Origin of the sequence: Anaerostipes sp. PC18 (genome assembly GCF_039789045.1) — a bacterium.
Lineage (GTDB): Bacteria > Bacillota > Clostridia > Lachnospirales > Lachnospiraceae > Anaerostipes > Anaerostipes hominis.
This window is the reverse complement of record NZ_CP121164.1, coordinates 705,704-731,038: the sequence shown is the minus strand read 5'-3', so window position 1 is coordinate 731,038 and position 25,335 is coordinate 705,704. Positions and strand designations below refer to the sequence as shown.

Genomic DNA, 25,335 nt, shown 5'->3' with positions numbered 1-25,335 from the left:
CCTTCGTTATCATATCGTCATTTATGCCAAAAAAACTGCCTCAATAGCAAGAAATTCTTGTATTAAAGCAGTTTGTTGACTTTGGGCCGGATGTCTTATGCTATCTCACCATTACTCTTCTTCGTTCTTTTTTTAACGCCTGACGTTCTCTTCGTTCTGTCATCAGACCTCTCGATCACCGGCTCTTCCGAAGATTCCACAACGCCTCTTGTAATCAGGCATTTGGACACTTTCTCGTCAGAAGGCACCTGATACATTAAGTCCATGATGACACCTTCCATGATGGCCCTTAACCCCCTGGCTCCTGTCTTTCTCTCCATAGCCTTCTCTGCAATCGCTTCCAGAGCACCGTCCTCGAATACCAGGTCTACTCCGTCCAGTTCAAACAGCTTCTGGTACTGTTTCACCAATGCACTCTTCGGCTCTTTCAATATGCGCACAAGCGCCTCTCTGTCCAGAGGATTTAAGGATACATTCACCGGAACTCTTCCAATAAACTCAGGGATCAGTCCGAATTTCACGAAGTCTTCCGGCAGTACCTGCTGGAGCAGTCCCCCGATATCCTCTTTTTTGCCGTTTCCGATCTCTGCATTGAATCCGATAGACTTCTGTCCAATTCTGGATTCAATGATCTTCTCCAGTCCGTCAAAAGCTCCCCCGCAAATAAACAGGATATTGGTTGTATCAATCTGTATAAACTCCTGGTGCGGATGCTTCCGTCCTCCCTGAGGCGGAACAGAGGCTACCGTTCCCTCAATGATCTTTAATAAAGCCTGCTGCACACCTTCACCGGAGACGTCTCTGGTGATAGAGGTGTTTTCTGACTTTCTTGTGATCTTATCGATCTCATCAATATAAATGATACCGCACTGTGCCCGTTCGATGTCATAGTCTGCCGCCTGGATGATCTTTAAGAGAATGTTCTCCACATCCTCTCCCACGTAGCCGGCTTCGGTCAGCGCCGTGGCGTCTGCGATGGCAAACGGAACATTCAGCATCTTTGCCAGTGTCTGGGCAAGCAGTGTTTTCCCTGATCCCGTCGGCCCGAGCATTATGATATTGCTCTTCTGAAGATCAATATCTGAGGAATCTCCCAGAAGAATCCTCTTGTAGTGATTATAAACTGCTACAGACAGCACTTTCTTGGCCTCGTCCTGCCCGATCACATAATCATCCAAAAATGCTTTTATTTCTTTTGGTTTATTTAAATGGATCTCTGCATCATCAATATACTGCTCAAATTCCTCGGCAATGATATCCGCGCAGACTTCAATACATTCATCACATATATAGACGCCTTTTGCCTTCGGCCCTGCAATCAGTTTTCTCACCTGATCCTGGGTCTTATTGCAAAAAGAGCAACGAAGCTGCTTTTTGTCATCGCTGTGATTTACCATAGAATTACCTCGCTCTTTCTAATTATGATTCCCTCTTCTTGTCAAAGACGGCATCAATCAGTCCGTACCCCACAGCTTCCTCTGCAGTCAGCCAGTTGTCACGGTCCGTATCCCGTTCGATGACTTCTAATGGTTTTCCTGTATTTTCACTTAAAATGCGATTTAAGCGCTTCTTCGTCTGTAAAATATGTTCTGCAGCAATCTGGATCTCTGTAGCCTGCCCCTGGGCTCCGCCCATCGGCTGGTGGATCATGATCTCGGCATTAGGCAGCGCCATGCGCTTTCCTTTTGCTCCCCCTGCAAGCAGGAAAGAGCCCATGCTGGCTGCCATGCCCATGCAGATCGTAGATACATCACATTTGATGAAATTCATCGTGTCATAGATTGCCATGCCTGCTGTGACAGATCCCCCCGGACTGTTGATATACAGGCTGATATCCTTTTCCGGGTCTTCTGCTTCCAGAAAAAGAAGCTGGGATACAATCAGGCTTGCAGAAACATCAGTTACTTCTTCTCCCAGGAAAATGATTCTTTCTTTTAATAAGCGGGAATAAATGTCATAAGAACGCTCCCCGCGACTTGTTTGTTCAATGACATAAGGTACTAAACTCATCTTAAACCCCTCCCGGTTTTCTATCTGTCAATTATTTTGTCTGGCAGGAACTGATCAGGAAATCTACTGCCTTCTGAACAGCAATATCATCCATCATCTGTTCCTTCTGGCTTCCCTGTACCATCTTCTCTAACTGTTCTGTTTCCATTTGATACATACCAGCCATTTTTTCTAATTCTTTCTTAAAGTCTTCTTCACTGGCTTCGATACTTTCTGCCGCAGCGATCGCCTCTAATACAAGACGGGTCTGGATTCTCTTTAACGCCTGAGGCTTTAACTCTTCCGCGAACTTCTGGGCATCGCTTCCTGTATACTGAAGGTACTGTTCCATGTTAAGTCCCTGGTAACTGAGTCTCTGTGCGAACTCATCTGCCATCTGCTGTACCTGTTCTTCGATCATGGCATCAGGGATGTCCATGGATGCATTCTCCACTGCCTGGTCAACCAATGCATTTTCTTTTTCTGTCTTGGCAGCTTCTTCTTTCTGTGCCTTGATATTCTTCTTGATTTCTTTCTTGTAGTCTTCCAGAGTCTCAAACTCGGAAACTTCAGATGCAAACTCATCGTCTAATTCCGGAAGTTCTTTTTCTTTAATTCCTTTGATCTTCACTTCAAAAACAGCCGGTTTTCCTGCCAGTTCCGGTGCATGGTACTGTTCCGGGAACGTAACATTGACTTCGATTTCATCGCCGATATTTTTGCCGATCAGCTGCTCTTCAAAACCTTCGATAAAGGTACCTGATCCGATAACCAGAGTCTGATCTTCTGCCGTTCCTCCCTCGAATTTTTCACCATCAACAGATCCTGAGTAATCGATCAGAGTGATATCTCCGTCTTTGACCGGGCGGTCTTCTACTGTAATTTCTCTGGCATTTGCTTCCTGTTCCTTTTTGAGCTGTTTTTCAATTTCTTCTTTTGTTACGCGGATTTTCTTTTCTTCGACTTCCAGTCCTTTATAATCTCCGAGAGTTACTTCCGGTTTGACCGCGATCTCGGCTGTGAAAATAAACGGTTTTCCTTTTTCTAACTGAACCACGTCGATGTCTGGTCTGGAAACAATATCCAGATCAGAATCTTTCATTGATTCACTGTATGCTTCAGGAATCAAAATATTCGCCGCATCTTCATAAAAAACTTCTACTCCGTATGCTTTTTCGATGAAGTTTTGAGGTACTTTTCCTTTTCTGAATCCAGGTACGCTGAACTGTGATTTCTTCTTATTATATGCTTTTTTGATCGCTGCATCTAATTTTTCAGGCTCTACCTCAATCGTCACTTTTACCATATTATTGTCTAACTTTTCAACTTGTAATCCCATTCTTACAAATCCTCCTAAAATATCATTATCTTTGTTGTAGTTTTATACAAACATTAAGTCATTATACCATGACGTTTCCGACCTGTCGACTGAAAATACAGATTTTACGCCATTTCTGTCAAATAAAGCCCTACTGCTGCTTTACTCCCTGATAGACATATTCGCCGGATGTCTGCAGGATTCTCGGAGCCTTGCTTACAATTTTCACCGTGAAAGCATCTCCCTTTTTCAGATCCTTTTTGGACACTTCCAATAGATGTTCATTGTGGAATGTCGTATTGATCTTCGTCTCATCCACATACACCTGACAGAAGTTTGTGAAGTTATTTCCTTCTATAAATATGCTGTTTTCAGTCTCATAAGCTTTTGTCACATTGACCTTTCTAATGCCAAACGAGATATCCGTTGCCTGAAATGGATTTTTTTGATCCCAGACATACTGCTTGCCGTAAAGCATATCATACTGCAGTGCCTTCATGTCCTTCTGGTAATTTTTCGTGCCCTGCCGGGTCTGATGGAAACTGTTCATGACCCCGTTTTTGATGTTAAGCTTGGCGAGGATATCGGAACCGAGCTGATAAGCTTCGATCACCCCGTCCTTCTTTTTCAGCCCCATGTTGTCCCAGATAAAATAGCTTGTCTCATATTTATTCCCGTAGGTCAGATCTTTATCATCTACCTCCAGACTCGGGAGATGGTCTCCATACATCACAAGAACCGTATCTTCACCCCGTTTTTTCAATGCATTCACCAGGTCTCCCACAAACTGATCCATCTGGTATACCTGATTGGCATAGTAGGTATATTTGTTCTTTAAAGCCTCATCTTTGATTCCGCCCAACACCTTGATCTTTGGATTTTCAATAATCTCTGTCTTAGGATAATCTCCGTGCCCCTGGACAGAAATAGTATAAATATAATCTTGTCCCTTTGTGGAGTCCAAAGCGTTCAGAATACAGCCTGTGAGTATAGTATCCTTGGCCCATCCATTTTCTGTCCATTTTTTGATATTCATACATTCTTTTGAGGTGAAGGTGTCAAACCCAAGCTGGGAGAAAACCAGATCCCTGTCATAGAAGGCGGCGCTGTTGTTGTGGATGGCATGCGCGGTATATCCGTCTTCTTTCAGCAATGTAGCCATGCTCTCTGTGGTCGTCGACTGCAGCACAGTCTTGTAAGGGTATTCCGCCGCTCCGAAATGGTCCAGGTTCATACCTGTGATCGCTTCAAATTCGGAATTGGCAGTCCCGGCGCCGTAAGACGGCATGCTCAGCTGTCCGGAGGAGTATTCCTTCATATATTTGTGGAAATTCGGGAGCGGGTCCTGATTGAACTTCACTCCTTTTACCTGGGTGATATCAAAGTGTGACTCCAGCTGCACAAAAATGATATTCGGCTTCCTGACTCTGCCCTTTTTCTTATTTTGTGCCTGCTTGGTCTTTTGCTCAATCTGGTCGATCTTTTCTTCCGAATAGTTGGACGGCTTATCAATCCCGTTTTTCAACGCAGTAATCGAAAAACAATACGGTGTCCCGTAATCTCCATAGGCGATCCGGATGTTGCCGATCCTGTCTGTGAGCATATTGCTCCTGAATCCATATACGGTGGTCACTCCGAATGCTGCAAAAATAACAGCAACCGCAAGGATATTCCTTTTATATTGTAGATTCTGTTTTTTCGGCAGATAGAGAAATCCTACTACGAGCAGCACCAGTACGATTAAAATAAGTGCACCCATAAAGACGATGGCTGACGGCGAATAATAGTTGGTCATGACCGGAAGTACAGATTTCATCAGTGTGACGTCCACGTACGTGAATGGAGTATTTCTGGCACTGAGCATCAGGAAATTGACTATCCCGATGACTGACCAGACCAATGTCACTATAATGTAGGTAAACAGCCTCCGCTTAACGATCAATACCACAGAATAAGTGACAAAAATGATGAATGCGCTGTACAGAAACATCTTGGTCCTGTCATTGACAAACCCGAATACTCCCTGGTCAAATGTCTGGCGTCCTAGAACTTCCAATAAAAATGCCATGCCAAATGCCAGCACAATATTGCACAGAACAGGAACCTTCTCGATCCACTTCCCAATCTGGCTTACTATATTCTTTACCAAAGATTTCATGATACTCTCCTTACTTTGATTCTCTCTTTCAAAAAAGGCTCCGAAAAACTCGGAGATTTCTTATTTGCAAAAAGTCATACAGTGTATTATAACACTGTCATTCCAAAGTATCTATACTTTAATTGTGAAAAATTTCTTAAATGCTCTGCCCAGATTGACAGTTTTCTGTATCCATGATACGATGCTTTAGGAAACTTTTCTTATGGTTTTTTGTAAAGTTTCTAGTTTATATCGAAGAAAGGAGCAGAGCAGTTTTAAGCGCCATGCACCTTCTGGCACGGAACCTGACTTATCGAACAGATAACGAAGAGCAGAAGGTTAACGAGGTGGAAAGTGATCGAAGATTCGGCGGATGCTTTCCCGTGGCTTTGGACGCGTGATGTACAGAGCAAACCTGTGAGTAATTGCAGAACAAAGACTGTACAGCCAAAGATATAAAAACCACACAAAAGAACATTTGAATGAGAGGACACTTCATCGCTTTTTCATTTTAAGCGACGTTTTCTTTGTGTCCGCATAAAATTAAATAAAAAGGAGATTTCAACATGTGTGGAATTATTGGATTTACTGGAAAACTCGAGGCAGCAGATATCTTGGTAGGAGGCCTGACACAGCTTGAATACCGCGGATATGACAGTGCAGGGATCGCAGTCAGTGAAGGCTCATCCACTAAGATCATTAAAACAGCCGGAAAGGTTTCCAATCTCCGCGAAAAAGTAGAGTCATCAGAAGACCGCAGCGGAACATGCGGGATCGGACACACACGATGGGCTACTCACGGAGGGGTTACTACCACCAACGCACATCCCCATGTGGCAGGAAAAATCACGCTGATCCACAATGGAATTATTGAAAACTACAAAGAGATTGCTTTAGCCCTCAAAGCTCAGGGCCGGACTCCTGTTTCTGAGACTGACACCGAGATTGCGGCTCTTTATCTTGACTCCGTGTATGACGGAGATCCGTTTGCCGCGATGAAAAAAGCCGATGAAGCCCTTGAAGGAGCTTACGGTTTCTGTATCATGTTCAGCGATCATCCTGAAGAGATCTACTGTATGCGCAATTCCAGCCCGCTGGTAGCCACTTCCACAGACGACGGCGCCTTCATCGCCTCTGATATGGTGGCACTGCTTCAGTACTCCAAAGATTATTTTGTAGTGCCGGAAGAGCACATCGTAGTCATGAAAAAAGACGGAATCATACTCTATGATATGGATCAGAACATCGTTGCACCAAAAATGCTCCACGTTGACTGGGATACTACCGCTGCTCAAAAGGGCGGATATGATTACTTTATGCAGAAAGAAATCTATGACCAGCCGGAGGCACTGAAAAATACCGTTATGCCAAGACTCCACAACGGCCGTGCAGACTTTGCCACCGACGGGATATCTGACGATCTGTTCAAAGGCATCAACCGGATCATTGTGACTGCATGCGGTACAGCGATGCATGCAGGCCTGGTCGGACGCCATCTGATCGAATCCATGGTACGGATTCCTGTCACCGTAGAACTTTCTTCTGAGTTCCGGTATATGGATCCGATCCTTGACGAACATACATTAGTGGTCATTGTCTCCCAGTCCGGAGAGACAGCCGACTCTTTAGCCGCACTGCGCCTTGCCAATGAACAGGGTGCAAAGACAATTTCTATTGTTAATGTAAAGGGCTCCAGCATTGCAAGAGAAAGTGACCAGGTACTATACACGCATGCCGGTCCGGAAATTGCCGTTGCAAGTACAAAGGCATTCTCTGTACAGTGCGCAGGTTTCTACCTGATCGCCCTAAAATTGGCTGAACTGAGCGGTAAATTTACAGAAGGAGAATTATCAGAGTACTGTACAAAATTTGAGGAGGCGATCTCCACGGTAGCAGAAGTTCTGAAAATGGATGGCTATATCAAAGATATCGCGGAAAAAATCAAGGATACCTTCTCTGCATTCTTCTTAGGCCGCAGTCTTGACTATGCGATTGCCAGTGAGGGCTCACTCAAGCTCAAAGAGATTTCTTATGTCAACTCTGAAGCATACAATGCCGGGGAGTTAAAGCACGGAACCATCTCTCTTGTAACTGAGGGCGTTCCGATCATCGCCATCGCAACACAGGATCATGTCCTTCCTAAGATCATGGCCAATGTAGAAGAAGTGAAAGCCCGCGGAGCCCATGTGATCATGGTGACCGACAAAGACATGTCAGACTACGAGGGCGTCTATGACGACCTGATCCAGGTACCTGCCGTAGATGACAGATTCGGAACCTTCGGCGTCACGGTGGCACTGCAGCTGCTTGCATACCACGTAACCGTCTTCAGAGGAAATGACGTAGACCAGCCAAGAAACCTGGCAAAATCCGTAACCGTAGAGTAGACCGCTGTTTCATGAAGCATAATTTTTATATTATAAAACACCAGTTCAAATTGAGCTGGTGTTTTGCTTTATGCTGTCATAAGTACCAAAGATTATTTTACCTCTTTTAAGTGCTGTATCTCACCACTGTGATTGATGATTACGTCCTTCATCACTAACAGCATATGTGTATTTTTTTCCACTCGGTCGCTTAATCTGCTGAACTCTGCATGCGGAATCCTGTCCTCATAGAGGGCATCCAGCTTTGGAATGATCTCGTTCTCCACACGGAGGCAGGTTCTCTTGATAGGGGATAGGTCCCCCTCCACTGCGATCAGCCTGTCATCTATGGAATGCACTTTTAGCTCTAATGAATTGAATCTTCCTTCTAGTGAGTTGAACCTTCCTTCTAGTGAGTTGAACCTTCCTTCTAATGAATCGAATTTTTCTTCTAATGAATCAAGCCTTCCTTCTAATGAATCGAATCTTCCTTCTAGTTTGCAATCCAGTAACTTTTCTATCTGTATGAGTAATTCATTGTTGTCCATTCGCTGTTCCTCCTTCTTTTGTGTTAATATTATTATACTCCGGCAAGGAAAGAAAAACAACATATTTTTCCATATAAGATAATATTCAGAAACTTCAAATAATATCGACTTCATCCGATGTCGGTATTGACGGTGCCGCTCCCTTTCTGGATACAGTTATGGATGACGCTTTCGCACACCGTTTCAAGTTGTCCGCGGGACTCATCCCTTCTATAATACCTGCGATAAAATAGCCGGTAAAAGTATCTCCTGCGGCAGTGGTGTCCGCCACATCAGCCGGTATACAGTCCTGCCTGACCTTCACAGTTCCCTTCCGGTAAACAGCACCTTTTTCCCCTAAAGTCAGCACGGCTTCTGCCTGAGGAAACCGCTCCGCCATCACATCCAGGATTTTTTCCGGCTCTCTTTCCCCTGTCATCTGAAAACCTTCTACTTCGTTGAGCATAAAAATAGAAATTTTTGAAAAGTCACATTGTTCAAGAGTTCGATTATAAGGAGAAGGGTTGCAGACAATGCGAAGCCCCCGGTCAAATGCACTGTCAATGAGATAGTCTAAAAGATTAATCTCATTCTGGATCAGCAGAAAATCTCCCTGTCCGAATGCATCCAGAGCCTGATTCATCTCATGCTTTGTCTGCCTCACATTCGCTCCTCCGAATAGAAGAATTCCGTTTTGTGCATTCCGGTCTACCTGTATGACCGCATGTCCGGTCTCGCCGTCAATTTTCCGCACAAAGGAGGTGTCCACCCCGTATTTATTCAGTTCATCGAGAAGCATCTGTCCGTCAGCGCCGACCGTTCCGCCCTGAAAAACCTCTGCTCCGGCTTTTGCAAGGGCTATGGACTGGTTCAGCCCTTTTCCTCCACAGAAGGTTTCCCTTTTTTCAGATGCCTGCGTTTCTCCTGCCTCTGTGATGTGATCTACCTGATATACAAAATCATAGTTTAAGGAACCGTAATTTAAAACTTTCATATAAACTGCCTCCCACACCTTTTGATTTTATTATATCATTCTCCGGATATATTTCATACCCTCTCAGAACCCATATGTTATAAGCCTGCTTTCTGCATTGCCAGATATGCGGCTCCGATCAGACCGCAGTCTTCTCCAAGCTGTGCCGGTACGATACAAATATTTTCTTTCAGTGCCGGGTACACCTTCTGTTCAGTTCTTTTCTGAATTTCCTTTATGAAGCCGGGTTCCTGAGCATCTTGATCTTTTCCTCCGTATCGATCAGGGATACATATTCCTTGTAGAATAACTGTATACGGTGGATCTCATCTCTCGTGTTCATTTTAAACCCCAGCAAAAATACAATCTGTATCTGCTCATCATCCCAGATGACCGGTTCTTCTAAAAAAAGCCACCGCGACCTTTGGCTCATTGACGGCAGTCGGCGAGCCATGGGGAAGGCTGATCCCATTTCCGATCGTTGTTGTCGTATTTCTCTCCCGTTCCATGACGGTGCCATAAAAATCATCTTTTACGACTCCCTTTTTTTTCATGGCCTCACACATAACCTGTAAACATTCTTCTTTTGTCTGAACCTTCAGTTCCGCAAAGATCAGTTCCGGAGAAAAAGGATTTTCATTCTCGATCATCTGAGAATTCATATCATCCAAATGATTTCTCAGCCCAACAATACCATTTTTATTTAAAATATTCGGAATCACTGCAACTCTCTTGTCCTTTGTCTTCATATCCTTCGACGAAATGATCAGATCATAGTCCCAATAGTCCTCTGTTTTGTAGTCGTGTGTACTGACAAACACTAATTTCCCTATTTCCGGCACAAACTTCCGTATTCTCTCTTTGATAAAGTCAATCAGGGCATTGTCCTGAGGAGTGCCGTATCTTAACCTGAAAATTGTAGGGCGTAGATGCACGATCAAACTCTCTTTGACCTTCTTATCCGATGTCAGGTCTACTTCCAGAACATCCCCAATCATTTTTAACATTCTGTCTACGAATTCAACCAGCTTATTATCATATTTCCTCACCTGCTCCAGGGTAAGTTCTACTTCTGAAATACCAAGGAATTTAGAACACAGGATTTGAATGGACAAGAATAAGATATCCTCTGACAGGAAGTGTACATGGAACACCTCCTCCCTCGGCTTGCGCTGGATTTCTTCTGCAATAGAAATTCATTCATTCCATCCAGCTTGTTTCTCACAGATTTTTCAGAAAGGCCGACTTCCTGTGTAATCTCCCCGGCTGCAACTACTTTTCCTTCCATGAGGCAGTCAAATATTTGTCTCTTATAGAATTTATCTTTTGAACGTCTCATCTCTTCCAGGCTCCTTTCAATAAAATTGAAATCCTTTCACACCTCCTTTTTGATAATTTAAGTATAGCATAGAAAATTTTCATCAAATTATTGAGTCAGGACATTTTAATGCGGTAGATTTTTTGCCTTCATCGAGGAAAGTTGTATGACATTTTCCACATGATTTTCGTTCGGCTCTTAGAATGCCTCACTCCAATCATGTAGAAAATAGACGTAATATCTACTGGATAAGTACTCATCGAACAAATGGAATTATCTAACAATAGTTTTTTATCACTATTGGAGGAACACATTTTAAAGCGTGCCGGAAATAGTGGTAAAAAACTCAAACATCCTGCACAGAGAACTTTTCGAATAACTATTCGAATAACTAAAAAAGAGACCTCAACTGAGATCTCTTTTTCAATCCTATAAAATATTTTTTTCTATACAAACGCTTTCACGCTCTTGTAAATTCCTTCGCTGTCCAGTCCGAATTCTTTGATCAGTTCCACTGCCGGTCCTGAATGTCCGAATACATCCTGTACCCCAAGTTTCAGTACCGGAGTCGGTGCTTTCTCGCTCAGCACATCGCATACAGCGCTTCCGAGTCCTCCGATCACAGAGTGTTCTTCCACTGTAACCACTTTTCCAGTCTCTTTTGCTGCGGCGATCACCAGCTCATCATCCAGCGGCTTTACCGTTGCCATGTTGATGACTTTTGCATTGATTCCGTCAGCAGCAAGCTTCTCAGCAGCTTCAAGACTCTCACCTACACAAAGTCCGTTTGCAATAATGGTCACATCGGTACCTTCTCTTAACACAGTACCTTTTCCAATCTCAAACTTATAGTCTGCTGTATCATTGATCACAGGCACAGCCAGACGCCCGAATCTCATATATACAGGTCCGTCAAGTTCTGCTGCTGCCTTTACAACTGCCTTTGCTTCCACATCATCGGAAGGCACGATGACCGTCATCCCAGGGATTGTGCGCATTAACGCCACATCCTCGCAGCACTGGTGAGTCGCACCGTCTTCTCCAACGGAGATACCGCCGTGGGTAGCCCCGATTTTTACGTTTAAGTGAGGGTATCCCACACCGTTTCTTACCTGCTCATATGCACGTCCTGCGGCGAACATTGCAAATGTGCTGACAAACGGGATCATACCGCTGGCAGCAAGACCTGCTCCCATTCCCACCATGTTGCACTCTGCGATACCGCAGTCAATATGACGCTCCGGAAATTCCTTCTTAAACACGCCTGTCTTGGTAGCAGCTGCCAGATCGGCATCTAATACTACTACGTTTGGATTTTCTTTTCCTAATTCAGCCAGGGCATTTCCATAGCTTTCTCTGGTTGCGATTTTCTTTACATCTGCCATCTTAACATCCCACCTTCTCTAATTCATTCAATGCCTGTTCACATTGTTCGTCATTCGGAGCAGAACCATGCCATCCGACCTGATTTTCCATGAAGGAAACTCCCTTTCCTTTGACGGTCTTCATGATGATAGCCGTCGGTTTCCCTTTGCACTCTTTTGCTTTTTTCAGTGCGTCGGCAATCTCGTCAAAGTTATGTCCGTCGATATTAATCACATTGAAGTTGAACGCTTCAAATTTTGTATCGATCGGATATGGTGAACACACATCGTCAACTTTTCCGTCGATCTGAAGGCCGTTGTTGTCCACGATGACAACAAGGTTGTCAAGCTTTCTGAACCCTGCGCTCATGGCAGCTTCCCATACCTGTCCTTCCTGGATCTCTCCGTCACCAAGCAGGGTGTAAGTGCGGTAGTCTTTTCCCTGTAATTTTGCAGCCACAGCCATTCCCACTGCCGCGGAGATGCCCTGTCCCAAAGATCCGCTGGACATGTCGACTCCAGGGATTTTCTTCATGTCAGGGTGTCCCTGTAAATAAGAATCAATATGGCGCAGTGTGAGTAAATCTTCTTTAGGGAAGAATCCTCTCTCTGCAAGTGTGGAGTAAAGTCCCGGCGCTACATGTCCCTTGGACAGCACGAAACGGTCTCTGTCTTCCATCTTGGGATTTTCCGGATCAATGTTCATCTCTTCAAAATATAAATATGCAAACATGTCTGCGGATGATAAAGATCCGCCCGGATGTCCGGATTTTGCAGCGTGTGTCGCTTTTATGATCCCTTTACGGATCTCATTGGCTGTTTTTTGTAATTCTGCCACTGTCATTTTTTCTCCCAACCTTTCTTATTCTCCAAATACTGCTTTATAGTCTGCCTGGAATTTTGCGATTCCCTGGTCTGTCAGAGGATGGTTCATCATCTGCTCAATGACATTGTAAGGTACGGTAGCGATGTCTGCGCCCATCTTCGCACACTCGATTACGTGGATCGGATTGCGGACACTTGCACAGATAATCTGTGTATCAATTCCGCCTGCCTCAAAAATCTCAACAATATCGGCAATCAGATCCAGACCATTCTGAGAAATGTCATCTAATCTTCCTAAGAATGGAGAAACATATGTAGCTCCTGCCCTTGCTGCAAGCAGTGCCTGTGTCGGATTAAATACGAGAGTCAGGTTTGTCTTAACTCCCTCAGAAGATAATACTTTTGTAGCCTTTAACCCTTCTATAGTTGTAGGAATTTTAACTACCATGTTCGGGTGGATCTTTGCGATTTCTCTTCCCTCTTTGATCATTCCTTCTGCATCGGTTGTCGTCGCTTTGACTTCCCCGCTGATAGCTCCGTCTACGATAGAAGTGATTTCTTTGATGACATCTTCAAACTGTCTTCCGGATTTAGCGATCAGTGACGGATTTGTTGTTACTCCGCAGATCACACCCATGTCGTTTGCTTTTTTAATGTCTTCTACATTTGCTGTGTCTAAAAAAAATCTCATATTATCTTCCTCCTAAAATGAATTGCTGCACTTTTGCTCTGGTATCATTTAACCATGTATCCCCCCGGTTTGTCAAACTCTTAAACCCCAGTGTTTATGCGATTTAAAGTGAATTTATTAATAATTTTATGGTTTATTAATAGCCGAAAATTTATGGTTATTGTATACCAAATTCACCCATCAAAAAAAACCTAGGTTTTATCTGTTTTTTCTATTCCATTTATGTTATGCTTTTGTCAGGCAATTAATATTTTTTATTTTATTAGTAATATATCTCGTTTTTATTAATGAATATTAATTAATAAATATTTTTTTGATTAGGAGGATTTATGGCTTCAAAAAAAAAGGTTACTACAAAAGATATCGCAAGATATGCAAATGTTTCCCAGTCCGCAGTGTCAATGATTCTGAACAAAAAAAACAATGTATCTTTTTCTGAGGAAACAAGGCTCAAAGTTTTAAATGCGGCAAAGGAACTCGGATATGAAAAAAAGAAAAAGAAGGAAGCTCAGTTGGTCGGGCTTTCCAAAGTGATTGTCATCATGTGTCCTTTCTTATCCAATCACTACTATTCGATTCTTGTCCATTCTATCACAGAGCGCGCTCACGACTACGGATATGTCACTTTCGCGGCCCCTACTCTGAGGAATCCCAACACCGAGCAGTTCTACCTGAATATGATCCAGGATTTTGACGCGGCGGGCATCGTCTACCTGTACCCGACTTCGTGGCTTGAGGATGTAAATGAAATGTCCAAACATATCCCCGTGATCAACATCGGAGACAAAAATGACGACATCATGTTTGACTCCATCCATGTCAGCAGCACCAAACCGGCTTATCTGGTAGCAGAGCACCTGCTCTCTCTCGGACACCGAAAAATCACCTACGTTTCAACGCCCATGAGTACGATCGAGCGTTCCCGGTCCAAGCGCTTTGAGGGACTGAAAAAGGCCTTCTATGAGCATGGCTTTGATCCGGAAAATGTCACCTGCCGCTCTGTGTCGACCGGTGAGTACAACACCCTTTCCCCGAACATGCTGGAGTATTCCTGCGGCTTTAACCTGACCAAAGAAATCCTTACCGAGGGAACAGATTCCACTGCATTTGTGGCCTACAACGACATGGTCGCCCTGGGAATCTTAGATGCCCTTTTTGATATGAAGTACAAGGTTCCGAACGATTTTTCTGTCTGCGGCTTTGACAACATTCCCATGGCAGACATGCGAAGGATCTCCCTCACAACGGTGGAACACTCTATCGAGGCCAAGGGGCGGGAGGCAGTGGATATCATAGTGAGACACAGGGAATCCAAGACAAAAAACAGGCCGAGGAGCTTCGTGACAAAACTTGAGTTTGAGCCGTTCATCGTCAAAAGAAAAAGTACCGGAAAAGCCAGGAACACCTAGCGTTTCCGGTACACAGTCTCTCCCTCCTTCAACGTCTCCGTCACCTTGATGTCTTTCAGTTCTGAGATAGGTGTTTTCAGTGGATTCCGATCGAGGATCACAAGGTCTGCAAATTTTCCTTCGGCTATACTCCCTTTTTTGTCTTCTTCAAAATAAGCATAGGCCCCGTTGATCGTCACGGCTTTCAGCGCCTCATAGACACTGACCCGCTCCTCTTCTCCCAGGCTCTTTCCTTCCCGGGTCATGCGGCTTGCTGCACACCACACCGTATGCAGCATGTCCGGAGGAACCACCGGCGCATCCTGATGAAAATTCACACAAAGCCCCTGCTCAAATGCAGACTTGGCAGGACTTATGGCTTCTGCCCTTTCTTCTCCCAGATTCTTTAAATGAATGTCACCCCAGTAGTAAACATGGTCTACAAACATAGACGGGATCATACCAATGTTTTTCATCCTGAGAAGCTGATCTTTCCGCACTGTCTGACAGTGGATCATGACCGGCCTCAAATCATCGTCTTTTGAGACACCGCACTGTTCCATAGCGTTTTCAAAACTGTCGATCCACTGCTGAGAAGCCGCGTCTCCGTTGCAGTGAGCGAGGATCTGTACACCGCTTTCTATGGCATCCCGGACATATTTCTGTACTTTCTCCCGTTCCATTGCCGGATATCCCCGGTACTTTTCTTCTCCCACATAGGGTTTCGACAGCCACGCGGTCTTTCCCTGTGGAGATCCGTCCAGGATCACTTTCCGTCCGCCCAGTTTCATGTGATTCCAGTATGCTTTTTTAAGCTCTGCATATTCCCGCTCCAGCTTTTCAGGTTCTTCACCGACGAGAACATAAGAAACCACGTCTGCTTTCAGCAGCCCCTCTTTCGCGGCCTCAAATAAAGCCTCCACATCCTGTCCGGATGCCGCACCGTCCTGAACCGTAGTAATTCCATAGGACAGGTAAAGTTCCTGGGCTTTCTCTATCTGTGCTTTCGGGTCCCTTGGAATCTTTGCATATACCTGAGCCAGAAGCAGGTTCAGTGCCTTCGTCTCTTCCGCATACCCGTCCGGTTCCATAGTTCCCGGTATCCTGCCAAATCTGGAGCCTTCCATATCCGGTGTCGACGCGTCGATCCCTGACTCTTTTAATAAAACTGAATTTCCAACCCCCATATGCCCGGACGCATGCAGGACAAATACGGGTACTTGATCTGACACTTCATCCAATATATGTTTATCCGGGTGCTTCTTTTCTTCCAGAAAATTGTGGTCATACCCCACACCTATGACAGCCCCGCCTGCACCAATCTTTTTTTCCTTCTGAAATGCAGCCAGGCGCATTTTGATATCTGAAAAGCTTTCGCATCCGGACAAATCTGCAAACTGTGAAAACTGTGCCACAAGAGAAATATGACTGTGTCCGTCTATAAACGCCGGCATCAGGGTCTTCCCGTTAAGATCTATCATCTCCGGATGCTGCGCAGCCCTCACTGCTTCTTCCAGGCTTCCTGTGAATGCAATGATCCCGTCCGATATCAAAACCGCCTCCGGCTCTGTCTGGGTGTCTTCCATTGTGAGAATATTCCCGTTATAGTATATCCTGTCCATCTGATCCCTTCCTCTCTGTAAATCATTGTCCCTGTTAGGATTTACAGACCGGGACATTTTTACTCCTCCGGTCAGCCCAAAATCTTCAAATCTTCAGAACCGATCCCTGCCGTCACGTGGCAGAACTGCCCAGGCACTTCTCCGTCCATATGAAAGAATTGAGGTTTCTCCATAAAAAATTCTGCCTTCCGGCAGCGGAAGCTGTAAACACCCGGACAGCCAATATGCTTTCCCCCTGGTACTTTGGACAGCAGACGAATCATCTTTGCCTTTGATATGCCTGCCACAATACACAGATTCAGAAAACCGTCATCCGGCCGGGCATCCGGTGAAAATTTCAGGCCCCCGCCCTCATAAGGCAGGTTATGGACCGATGCAAACAGCACATCATGAAATATTTCTTCTCTGGAATCATCAAGAACCAGGCGCACCGCAAACAGTTCAGCCGCAAACAGGCCGCGAAGACCGATCCCCAGATAAGTCAGTTTTCCCATGTGGAGCCGGTTCATCAGCTTTTTTGTCTTTGCGTGATTGACCATATGGCACACCCGTGCGTCATATCCTATCCCGGAGCTGACGAGGAAACACCCGGAGTCATCGGGAGCAAAAGTGTTTCCCACATTGATCACGGCCCCGTTCTCATCTGCTAAAATGCTCCTGAGCCTCTCTTTCGGGTCTTTTGAATACCCCATCCCCCTGGCAAAGTCATTGCCGGACCCTGCATTTGGATTTACAATAAAATAATACATTATCATCCCCTATAAGCAGAGAAAAGCCCCTTTTAAAAGGAGCTTTCCGTCATATGAATACTATACCGTGATCTCGGCTGTCATACCGAGCATTTCTTTATTTTCATCCAGGATCGGCTTTATAACTTCACTGACAAATTCCTCTGTCTGCTGCGGTGCACGTCCCACGAAATTTTTCGGTTCCATAATCGCTTCCAGCTGTTCCATCGTCATTCCGAAGGAAGGATCGTTCGCGATTCTCTCCAACAGGTCGTTTTCTTTTCCTTCTTCTTTGACCATTTTCCCGGCCGCCATAGAATGTACACGGATCTTCTCATGAAGTTCCTGGCGGTCTCCGCCTGCTTTTACTGCGTCCATCATGATATTTTCCGTTGCCATAAACGGAAGTTCTTTCATGAGGCGGCTTTCAATAACCTTAGGATAAACGACCAGACCATCCACGACATTCAGGTACAGATCCAGAATGCCGTCAATAGCAAGGAATCCTTCCGGCACAGAAAGACGCTTATTGGCTGAGTCATCCAGAGTTCTCTCAAACCACTGGGTAGAAGCTACCAGCGCAGGATTCATGGCATCTGAGATCACATAGTCAGCCAGGGAAGCCATACGTTCGCTTCTCATCGGATTTCTCTTGTATGCCATAGCGGAAGATCCGATCTGATTCTTCTCAAACGGCTCCTCTACCTCCTTCAAATGCTGGAGGAGGCGGATATCATTGGAGAACTTATGGGCAGACTGTGCGATGCCGCTTAATATATTCAGTACTCTGGAGTCGATCTTTCTTGAATAGGTCTGTCCGGATACCGGCTGGCACTTGTCAAATCCCATCTTTTCAGCAATCATACCGTCGATCTTTTTGATCGTGCCGTGGTCTCCCTCAAACAGTTCCAAAAAGCTTGCCTGAGTCCCAGTCGTTCCCTTGGACCCGAGAAGACGCATATTATCGATAACATGGTCAAGATCCTCCAGATCATACACAAGATCCATCAGCCAGAGGCTTGCCCGTTTTCCGACTGTTGTCGGCTGTGCAGGCTGGAAATGCGTAAAACCAAGGGTCGGAAGGTCTTTGTATTCTACAGCAAACTTGGAAAGCTCAGCAATCACGTTCACAAGCTTTTTCTTCACAAGCTTTAATGCCTCTGTCATGATGATAATGTCAGTATTGTCTCCAACATAGCAAGAAGTAGCTCCCAGATGGATAATCCCTTTAGCATTAGGGCACTGCTCTCCATAGGCATAAACATGGGACATCACATCATGGCGGACTAACTTCTCACGCTCTTTTGCAACATCATAGTTAATGTCTTCCGCATGTTCTTTCAGCTCGTCGATCTGTTCCTGTGTAATAGAAAGTCCCAGTTCCTTTTCCACTTCGGCCAGTGCGATCCACAGTTTCCTCCATGTTTTGAACTTCATATCCGGTGAAAAGATATACTGCATCTCTTTACTGGCATATCGTTCGGATAAGGGGCTCTGATATTTATTGTTCATGAATTCTTCTCCTTATTTATCATAATCTCCGCGGATATCTTCCTTCGGCGGTTCCATCGGATATTCTCCCGTAAAACAGCCTTTGCAGATCGACAGCCCCTCAGAGAGCTGTTCCAATCTCTCAGTCTTTAAGTATCCCAGGCTGTCCGCTCCAATCAGATCACAAATTTCATCAATACTTCGGTTATACGCTATCAGCTGCTCTCTGGCAGGAACATCGGTCCCAAAATAACACGGCCATAAGAACGGCGGAGAACTGATTCTTACGTGGACCTCACTGGCTCCCGCCTCTCTGAGCATGGAGATGATCCGGTCGCTGGTTGTACCCCGGACGATAGAGTCGTCGATCATGATGACTCTCTTTCCTCTTACAGATTCTTTTAAGACATTCAGCTTAACCTGCACGCTGGACTCCCGGCTGCTCTGCTTCGGTTTGATAAATGTTCGTCCCACATAAGTATTCTTCACGAAAGCTGTTCCATAAGGGATCCCCGATTCCAGAGAGTAGCCCAGTGCAGCGGCATTGCCGGATTCCGGCACTCCCACGACGACGTCCGCATCCACCGGCGAATCGATCGCCAGATATTTTCCCGCCTGAAGTCTTGACTGGTACACGCTGACTCCGTCGATACAGCTGTCCGGCCGCGCAAAATAAATGTATTCAAAGACACATCTGGCAGCTTCGCCCTTTGGAAGGCACATACTGCAGTCCGACTGAATGCCGTCTTTTGTGATCGTAACGATCTCACCCGGCTCCACATCCCGGACAAACTCAGCGCCTACCGTGTCCAGAGCACAGGTCTCCGACGCCAGGATATAGGCATTGTCTCTCTTTCCGATGCAGAGCGGCTTAAAGCCATATGGATCTCTTGCCCCAATGAGCTTCCTCGGAGACATCACCACAAGAGAGTATGCGCCCTTTATCTTGCGGATGGCCTTTGCCACTGCGTCTTCCACACTGTGGGTATTGACCCTCTCCCTGGCAATATGGTAAGCGATCACTTCAGAATCTATGGTCGTCTGAAAAATAGCTCCGGAATATTCCAGTTCATGCCTTAACTCCAGCGCATTAATCAGATTACCGTTGTGGGCCAGACCCAGAGTACCTTTGACATAATTTAATACGAGCGGCTGCGCATTCTCGGGACAGCTCTGTCCTGCAGTAGAATACCTCACATGGCCGACACCGATATCGCCTTTCAGTTCGCCTAAAGACTCCTGGGTAAAGACTTCATTACAGAGTCCCATACCCTTCCTGGAAGAAACCTTCCTTTTCGGACCATTGGTATCGGAAACCGCGATCCCGCAGCTTTCCTGTCCCCGGTGCTGAAGCGCAAATAAACCATAATAAATCGTAGAAGCCACGTCATTGCCGTCAAAATCATAGACTCCGAAGACGCCGCACTCTTCTCCTAACTTGTCAAAACGTTCTATGTCCATTTTCAAGCCTCTCTGTGAATAAATTATAAACCAAGTCTTCTGTATACTTCTTCGTATGCCTCTTCCACGTCTCCTAAATCTCTGCGGAAACGGTCCTTGTCTAATTTCTGGTTTGTCTCTAAATCCCAAAGGCGGCATGTGTCCGGAGAGATCTCATCTGCTAAGATGACTTCATCTTTATAGCGGCCGAATTCGATCTTAAAGTCAACCAGTTTAATGCCGATCTTTTTGAATTCCTCGATCAATGCCTCATTTACTTTAAATGCATACTCAGTGATACGTTCTACTTCTTTGCGGTTGGAGATACCGATGGCATAAGCAAAATATTCGTTGATCAATGGGTCCCCAAGATTATCATCTTTGTAGCTGAATTCAAGGGTAGGCTCTAACAGTTCAAAGCCTTCCTCGATCCCGAGTCTCTTGGAAAAGCTTCCTGCAGCCACATTGCGGACGATCACTTCCAAAGGCACGATCTCCACCTTTTTTACGACTGTTTCACGGTCGCTGAGTTCCTGTACATAGTGTGTCGGAACACCTTTTTCTTCCAGCATCTTGAACATGTAGTTGGACATGCGGTTATTTACAACGCCTTTTCCGATGATGGTTCCTTTTTTCTCTCCGTTGAACGCTGTCGCATCATCTTTATAGTCGACAATTAATAAATCCGGATCTTCTGTTGTAAATACTTTCTTCGCTTTTCCTTCATATAATAATTCCTGTTTCTCCATGTCTTATCTCCTTTATTCTTCTGCTTTCACTGCATTGCCCCGCTTTGGAGGCTTCCTCACAAATAGTATCACATATAAAATACCAGTGCAATATCTTCTATCGCACTGATTTTTATTTTTCGACATCCAAAAAAATTATTGGTTATCCTCTAAAAGAATGGTATCCGGCTGTATCACACCCCGTTTCAGTTTGGTATAGAAGATCCTTCTTACGGCCTTGTCAATGACGGATTCCTCGATCTTTCCATCTTTCACCGCACGCTTCACGGCCTTGAATGCCTGTCCCAGATCCTCAGGCATAACGACAATGTTCACGCCTGCTTTTATGGCTTTCACCGCCGCTTCCCCTGAGGTATAGCTGTCTGTGATGGAATTCATATTCATGGCGTCGGTTAAAATGAGCCCGTCGTACTCAAGCTCGTCTCTCAGGATGTCCGATATCACCCGCTGGCTTAAACTGCACGGCTCTTTCTCATCCGTCACATTGGTGAGAATCAGATGGGAAACCATGACGGCATCCGCGTCTGCCTCCATACCGCTTTTAAATGGAAGAAACTCTTTTTTTCTCAGCTCCTGGATAGACTGTTTGGTCTCCGCCGCTCCCCTGTGGGTATCTCCAAGGGCATCGCCGCTTCCCGGAAAATGCTTTAACGTGGCTGAAATTTGCTGCTTCTGCATATTTTTTACCAGCGTCTTTACAATAGCAGCCACTTCTTTGGCATCAGAGCCGAAAGCCCTATTTCCGACCTCCGTGTTGTTTTGATTGGAGAGCACATCGGCCACCGGCGCCAGATTCATATTGATCCCGAAGGCCTTAAGCTGTCTGCTCTGTTCCTTCCCCATCTCTGCGATCTGCCGGTCCGTATAAGTCTCCCCGATCTCCCTGGCGTCAGGATACTGGCTGACTGCATCCGGAAGCTTGGAGGCGATCCGCGAGACGCTGCCTCCTTCCTCATCTGCCGCTATGAACAGCGGTATGTGGGAAGCACTCTGAAGGTCTTTGATCAGCTGCTTTAACTGCTTTTCGGAATTAACATTCTTTGAAAACAGAACGATCCCTCCCACAGGATACTTCTTCATGGTCTTCTTCATCGTTCCGGTTACTTTGGTCTGGTTCTTGCTGCCCGAACCATCCAGTGAATACATAGATACCATAAAGAGCTGCCCGATCTTTTGTTTCAGTGTCATCTCCTTTGTGATATCCTTTGCCATACCCTGAAGGGTAGCTTCGTCCAGATCTTCTGTTTTTGTATAGTCCTTTTTGCCGTCAATGTTGCACCCGCATAATAAAAGACAGAGTGCCAGCAGCATGCATGTAATACGTCTTCTCATCATAGAAATTCCTTTCTTCAATGAAGTTATTATAGCATGTAATGGCACTTCTGTCATTGTCCTTACTTTTAAAACTTTGTGTCCTACGGAAGAATCGGGAACAGGATCATAGCCTTAAACTGATCTCCGTCGATCCCGATCTTAAATTCTCCCCCGCAGTTTGCAGTAAAGCTGTCTGCGATCGAGAGTCCCAGGCCGTTCCCTTCACTGGTCCTGGATTTTTCTCCTCTGTAAAAGCGTTCCATGATCTCCTCCTCAGTAAAGTTCATCTCATAACCGGAAGTATTCTGGACCGTCAGGCAGACTCTGCTGCCCTGATTTGAGATCGTGGCAAAGATCCTTGTACCTTTGAGGGAATACTTCAGTGCATTTTCCAATATATTCTGCACTACCCGGTACATACGGTTCACATCCCCCTTAAATTTCGTATGCTCTGCTTCACACTGAAACTTCACTTTAAAACCGGACTCTTTGATCTGATCACTCATATCCTCGAGGGTCTGTTCCATCAGTTTCTTGAGATCCATCGGCTCCAATGTGACCTTGGCCTCACCGCTGGTAGATTTCGCAAGTTCAAACAGATCAGCAATCGTATTTTTCAGTCTCTCCGTTTTCTGATTCAGTATGGTCACATAATCCCTTGCCTCCGGAGACAGTGTCCTGTCTCTCGCAAGAAGGTCCACATAGCTGATGATCGACGTAAGCGGCGTTTTCAGGTCATGGGATACATTTGTGATCAGGTCGATCTTCATGCGCTCCCCTTTCATCTGGTCCTGAAGGGATTTGTCCAGGCCACTTCCGATATTGCTCAGCTGTTTCGACGCGTTATAATACAGGGATTCCTTCGGTATGTCTGCATCGGCTTTCAGATCTCCCTCCGAGATTCTCTCGATCTGCCGGATCAGTTTTCCAAGATCCCTCTGCTGCCTCGCAACCTCATCAAAATGTTCTCCCAGATATTTCATTCCAAGGAGACCCACACAGAGGGCGATCACTGCCAGAATAGGCGACCAGTCGATCATAAACAGCCCTGCAAAGAAAATTGCAAGCATGAGGTACTTTCCTTTTCGGTAGATTGAAAGCCGTTCCACGGCCAGACGGTCTGCAAACTCCAGAGCTTCTTTCTCCGCCTCCCGTCTCTGCCTGTTCCTGCGGTACCATCTCCGGGCCGTGCCCACACAAAGTGTGTGTTCTAAAAATGTCCCTTCCTTCAGGCGCCAGACCGTTGTCTGCAGGCAGATGGAGAATACGCTCCCGATCATCAGCAGTACGATCCCTGCAAATGTCATGATCGGTATCAGTTCTTCCTGCCGAAGGGCACCGATGGATGCAGTCGCCACCGTTCCTGCGACCAGGAACAGGCCAAATCCTATGACGCAGAGAATCACTTCGTACCAGATGCGGTCTATATTTTTGAAGAACCTGGCACGGCTTTTCTGAAGTGCAAACAGCACTGACAGAACAAGCAGCCCCAAAACCTCTGCCCCCAATAATATAGACAGTTTGATCATCAGTTCTTTCCTCACATCCGGAAACGTCTTGTAATGTTTATTCAGCGCATTATAATATCCATCGTAGAAACCGACTTCGATCACTGCAGACTCAAGTCTCTGCTGCTTAGCATCGTCAATAAAAAATGTCTGAGGCAGGGAAAGGCTTCCCCTGTTCATAGAGTTTCCGCTGATATTGTAAAAATCCGACGGTGACATAACATTATCTTCGTATTCATCATTATAAGTCTCATCCGTATTTGCATTGCTTGCATATTTTGCTCTTATACTTTTGTTGGGATTCAATCCATACCCCAGCGTATCGTTTCTGTTGATCACAATCTTTTTCTTAAATACAGGTTTTCTTACTGTCCTGGCATCGGCACCGTATTCTTTCGTCACGGCTTTTTTGCCGTAAGGCTGGATCGTAAGTTTTGCCTTTACAAAAATCTCGTTTTCAAGATTGGACGGGAGTTCTGATTCAACATCATCATAATTCTGGTCCATCAGATTATTCTCTTTCACCCATTTGTTTAAAATCCGCTGGACGGCGTGCACATAGTAATCGGAGTCTTCCATCCGCTCACCTTTTTTGATCGTTGTGAAATCCAGTCCGTCATTATAATTATCCATGGTATGCATCTGATAGATGCCGAACAGCACTCCGCCTACCATGGCAATGCTCACCGCAGCAATCAGTCCGCTGTTAATCCATTTTTTCCATTTTGTATCCAATTCCCCATACCACCTTTAAATATTTTGGGTTCTTCGGATCGATCTCGATCTTTTCACGAATCCTCCGAATATGAACCATCACTGTGTTTTCTGTTGCATATGCTGCTTCTTCCCAGACTCTTTCATAGATTTCTTCGGCGGAAAAAACTCTGCCTGGATGCCTCATCAGGAGATTCAGTATCTTAAACTCTGTAGCCGTGACTTTCACCGGTTCCCCATCCACATAAATACACTTACCGTCCAGATCCAGTGTCAGTCCACCAAGGATCAGCCTGTTCTTATCTTCCGGCCCTGCTGCTTTGCTTCCGAGCTGTAAATATCTGCGAAGCTGGGATTTTACCCTTGCAATCAGCTCATCCGGCCGGAAAGGTTTGCTGACATAATCGTCTGCCCCCATGGAAAGTCCTAAGATCTTATCGCTCTCCTCCGTCTTAGCAGACAGGATGATGATCGGAATGTTTTTGCTCTCCCGGATCTTCATGGTAGCAGAAAGTCCGTCCATGCCCGGCATCATAATGTCAATAATCAGAAGCTGGATATCCTGCTCCACGAGCACATCCAGAGCCTCAAGACCGTTATAGGCGGGAACTACATCGTATCCTTCCAGTTCCAGGCGCTTTTTGATCGCTCCTACAATCTCTCTGTCATCATCTACTACTAAAATCTTGGGCTGTGCCATAGTCTTCCTCCTCTTTTTCTTGATAACCACAGTGTATCATCCAATTCTGAGATTTCATTGAATACAATTCTGAAAAAAGTCTTACAATCAGTATTTCTTTTTATTATAACAGAACCTGATGTCCGGATGAAACAAAAAGGATCTGCATATTCTAAAGCCATAACCATTTGGAA

21 protein-coding genes are annotated in these 25,335 nt (G+C 45.3%); 2 read left to right on the top strand and 19 right to left on the bottom strand.

Going from position 1 to position 25,335, the window contains the following annotated elements:
• Positions 1 to 95: 95 nt before the first annotated feature.
• The 4 genes from clpX to P8F77_RS03995 all read right to left on the bottom strand — a co-directional run bounded on the left by clpX (position 96) and on the right by P8F77_RS03995 (position 5,465).
• Positions 96 to 1,397, bottom strand: coding sequence for an ATP-dependent Clp protease ATP-binding subunit ClpX (gene clpX, locus P8F77_RS04010; RefSeq protein ID WP_024728429.1), 1,302 nt, complete (start codon positions 1,395 to 1,397; stop codon positions 96 to 98).
• A gap of 22 nt (positions 1,398 to 1,419) precedes the next feature.
• Positions 1,420 to 2,010 carry an ATP-dependent Clp endopeptidase proteolytic subunit ClpP gene (gene clpP / locus P8F77_RS04005; RefSeq protein WP_287518544.1) on the bottom strand — a complete coding sequence of 197 codons (591 nt, stop codon included), beginning with the start codon at positions 2,008 to 2,010 and terminating at the stop codon, positions 1,420 to 1,422.
• A gap of 31 nt (positions 2,011 to 2,041) precedes the next feature.
• Positions 2,042 to 3,328, bottom strand: a complete 1,287-nt coding sequence (gene tig / locus P8F77_RS04000; protein WP_148459859.1) for a trigger factor — start codon at positions 3,326 to 3,328, stop codon at positions 2,042 to 2,044.
• Between the two features lie 130 nt (positions 3,329 to 3,458).
• Complete coding sequence (locus P8F77_RS03995) at positions 3,459 to 5,465, bottom strand: LTA synthase family protein (protein WP_270431654.1); 2,007 nt, start codon at positions 5,463 to 5,465, stop codon at positions 3,459 to 3,461.
• A gap of 545 nt (positions 5,466 to 6,010) precedes the next feature.
• Here P8F77_RS03995 and glmS point away from each other — a divergent pair.
• Entirely contained in the window at positions 6,011 to 7,831 is a 1,821-nt protein-coding gene (gene glmS / locus P8F77_RS03990; protein WP_287518539.1) for a glutamine--fructose-6-phosphate transaminase (isomerizing), read from the top strand.
• Between the two features lie 92 nt (positions 7,832 to 7,923).
• Here glmS and P8F77_RS03985 read toward each other — a convergent pair whose 3' ends face one another.
• The 7 genes from P8F77_RS03985 to fsa form a co-directional block, all read right to left on the bottom strand.
• Positions 7,924 to 8,358, bottom strand: a complete 435-nt coding sequence (locus tag P8F77_RS03985; RefSeq protein WP_287518536.1) for a hypothetical protein — start codon at positions 8,356 to 8,358, stop codon at positions 7,924 to 7,926.
• A 94-nt stretch (positions 8,359 to 8,452) separates the two neighbouring features.
• The gene (locus P8F77_RS03980) at positions 8,453 to 9,331 is read right to left on the bottom strand and encodes a ribokinase (RefSeq protein ID WP_287518534.1); all 879 of its coding nucleotides are present in this window, start codon (positions 9,329 to 9,331) and stop codon (positions 8,453 to 8,455) included.
• 359 nt (positions 9,332 to 9,690) lie between these two features.
• Positions 9,691 to 10,425, bottom strand: a complete 735-nt coding sequence (locus P8F77_RS03975) for a PTS sugar transporter subunit IIA (RefSeq protein WP_287518531.1) — start codon at positions 10,423 to 10,425, stop codon at positions 9,691 to 9,693.
• Positions 10,377 to 10,649 carry a hypothetical protein gene (locus tag P8F77_RS03970; protein ID WP_051405241.1) on the bottom strand — a complete coding sequence of 91 codons (273 nt, stop codon included), beginning with the start codon at positions 10,647 to 10,649 and terminating at the stop codon, positions 10,377 to 10,379. The genes P8F77_RS03975 and P8F77_RS03970 overlap by 49 nt, the downstream gene beginning before the upstream one ends.
• Positions 10,650 to 11,074: 425 nt before the next feature.
• Positions 11,075 to 12,013, bottom strand: coding sequence for a transketolase family protein (locus P8F77_RS03965; RefSeq protein WP_024728436.1), 939 nt, complete (start codon positions 12,011 to 12,013; stop codon positions 11,075 to 11,077).
• Between the two features lies 1 nt (position 12,014).
• A complete protein-coding gene (locus P8F77_RS03960; RefSeq protein ID WP_024728437.1) occupies positions 12,015 to 12,836 on the bottom strand; it encodes a transketolase in 822 nt (273 codons plus the stop codon).
• 18 nt (positions 12,837 to 12,854) lie between these two features.
• Entirely contained in the window at positions 12,855 to 13,508 is a 654-nt protein-coding gene (gene fsa, locus P8F77_RS03955; protein ID WP_024728438.1) for a fructose-6-phosphate aldolase, read from the bottom strand.
• Between the two features lie 329 nt (positions 13,509 to 13,837).
• Between fsa and P8F77_RS03950 the strand changes: the two genes are divergently transcribed.
• Positions 13,838 to 14,917, top strand: a complete 1,080-nt coding sequence (locus P8F77_RS03950; protein ID WP_024728439.1) for a LacI family DNA-binding transcriptional regulator — start codon at positions 13,838 to 13,840, stop codon at positions 14,915 to 14,917.
• On the opposite strand, the gene P8F77_RS03945 is transcribed toward P8F77_RS03950, so the two are convergent.
• The 8 genes from P8F77_RS03945 to P8F77_RS03910 form a co-directional block, all read right to left on the bottom strand.
• A complete protein-coding gene (locus P8F77_RS03945) occupies positions 14,914 to 16,518 on the bottom strand; it encodes an amidohydrolase (protein ID WP_270432221.1) in 1,605 nt (534 codons plus the stop codon). The genes P8F77_RS03950 and P8F77_RS03945 overlap by 4 nt on opposite strands.
• Positions 16,519 to 16,589: 71 nt before the next feature.
• Complete coding sequence (locus tag P8F77_RS03940) at positions 16,590 to 17,267, bottom strand: hypothetical protein (protein ID WP_024728441.1); 678 nt, start codon at positions 17,265 to 17,267, stop codon at positions 16,590 to 16,592.
• A 60-nt stretch (positions 17,268 to 17,327) separates the two neighbouring features.
• Complete coding sequence (purB, locus tag P8F77_RS03935; RefSeq protein ID WP_148459626.1) at positions 17,328 to 18,758, bottom strand: adenylosuccinate lyase; 1,431 nt, start codon at positions 18,756 to 18,758, stop codon at positions 17,328 to 17,330.
• A 12-nt stretch (positions 18,759 to 18,770) separates the two neighbouring features.
• Positions 18,771 to 20,198: an amidophosphoribosyltransferase gene (gene purF, locus P8F77_RS03930; protein ID WP_024728443.1), complete on the bottom strand. Its 1,428-nt coding sequence runs from the start codon at positions 20,196 to 20,198 to the stop codon at positions 18,771 to 18,773.
• A gap of 23 nt (positions 20,199 to 20,221) precedes the next feature.
• Positions 20,222 to 20,926, bottom strand: a complete 705-nt coding sequence (purC, locus tag P8F77_RS03925; protein ID WP_024728444.1) for a phosphoribosylaminoimidazolesuccinocarboxamide synthase — start codon at positions 20,924 to 20,926, stop codon at positions 20,222 to 20,224.
• Between the two features lie 135 nt (positions 20,927 to 21,061).
• Positions 21,062 to 22,279 carry a glycoside hydrolase family 3 N-terminal domain-containing protein gene (locus P8F77_RS03920; RefSeq protein WP_347256346.1) on the bottom strand — a complete coding sequence of 406 codons (1,218 nt, stop codon included), beginning with the start codon at positions 22,277 to 22,279 and terminating at the stop codon, positions 21,062 to 21,064.
• A gap of 62 nt (positions 22,280 to 22,341) precedes the next feature.
• A complete protein-coding gene (locus P8F77_RS03915) occupies positions 22,342 to 24,483 on the bottom strand; it encodes a HAMP domain-containing sensor histidine kinase (protein ID WP_024728446.1) in 2,142 nt (713 codons plus the stop codon).
• A complete protein-coding gene (locus P8F77_RS03910; RefSeq protein ID WP_024728447.1) occupies positions 24,455 to 25,162 on the bottom strand; it encodes a response regulator transcription factor in 708 nt (235 codons plus the stop codon). Before P8F77_RS03910 ends, P8F77_RS03915 begins: the two co-directional genes overlap by 29 nt.
• Positions 25,163 to 25,335: the final 173 nt, after the last annotated feature.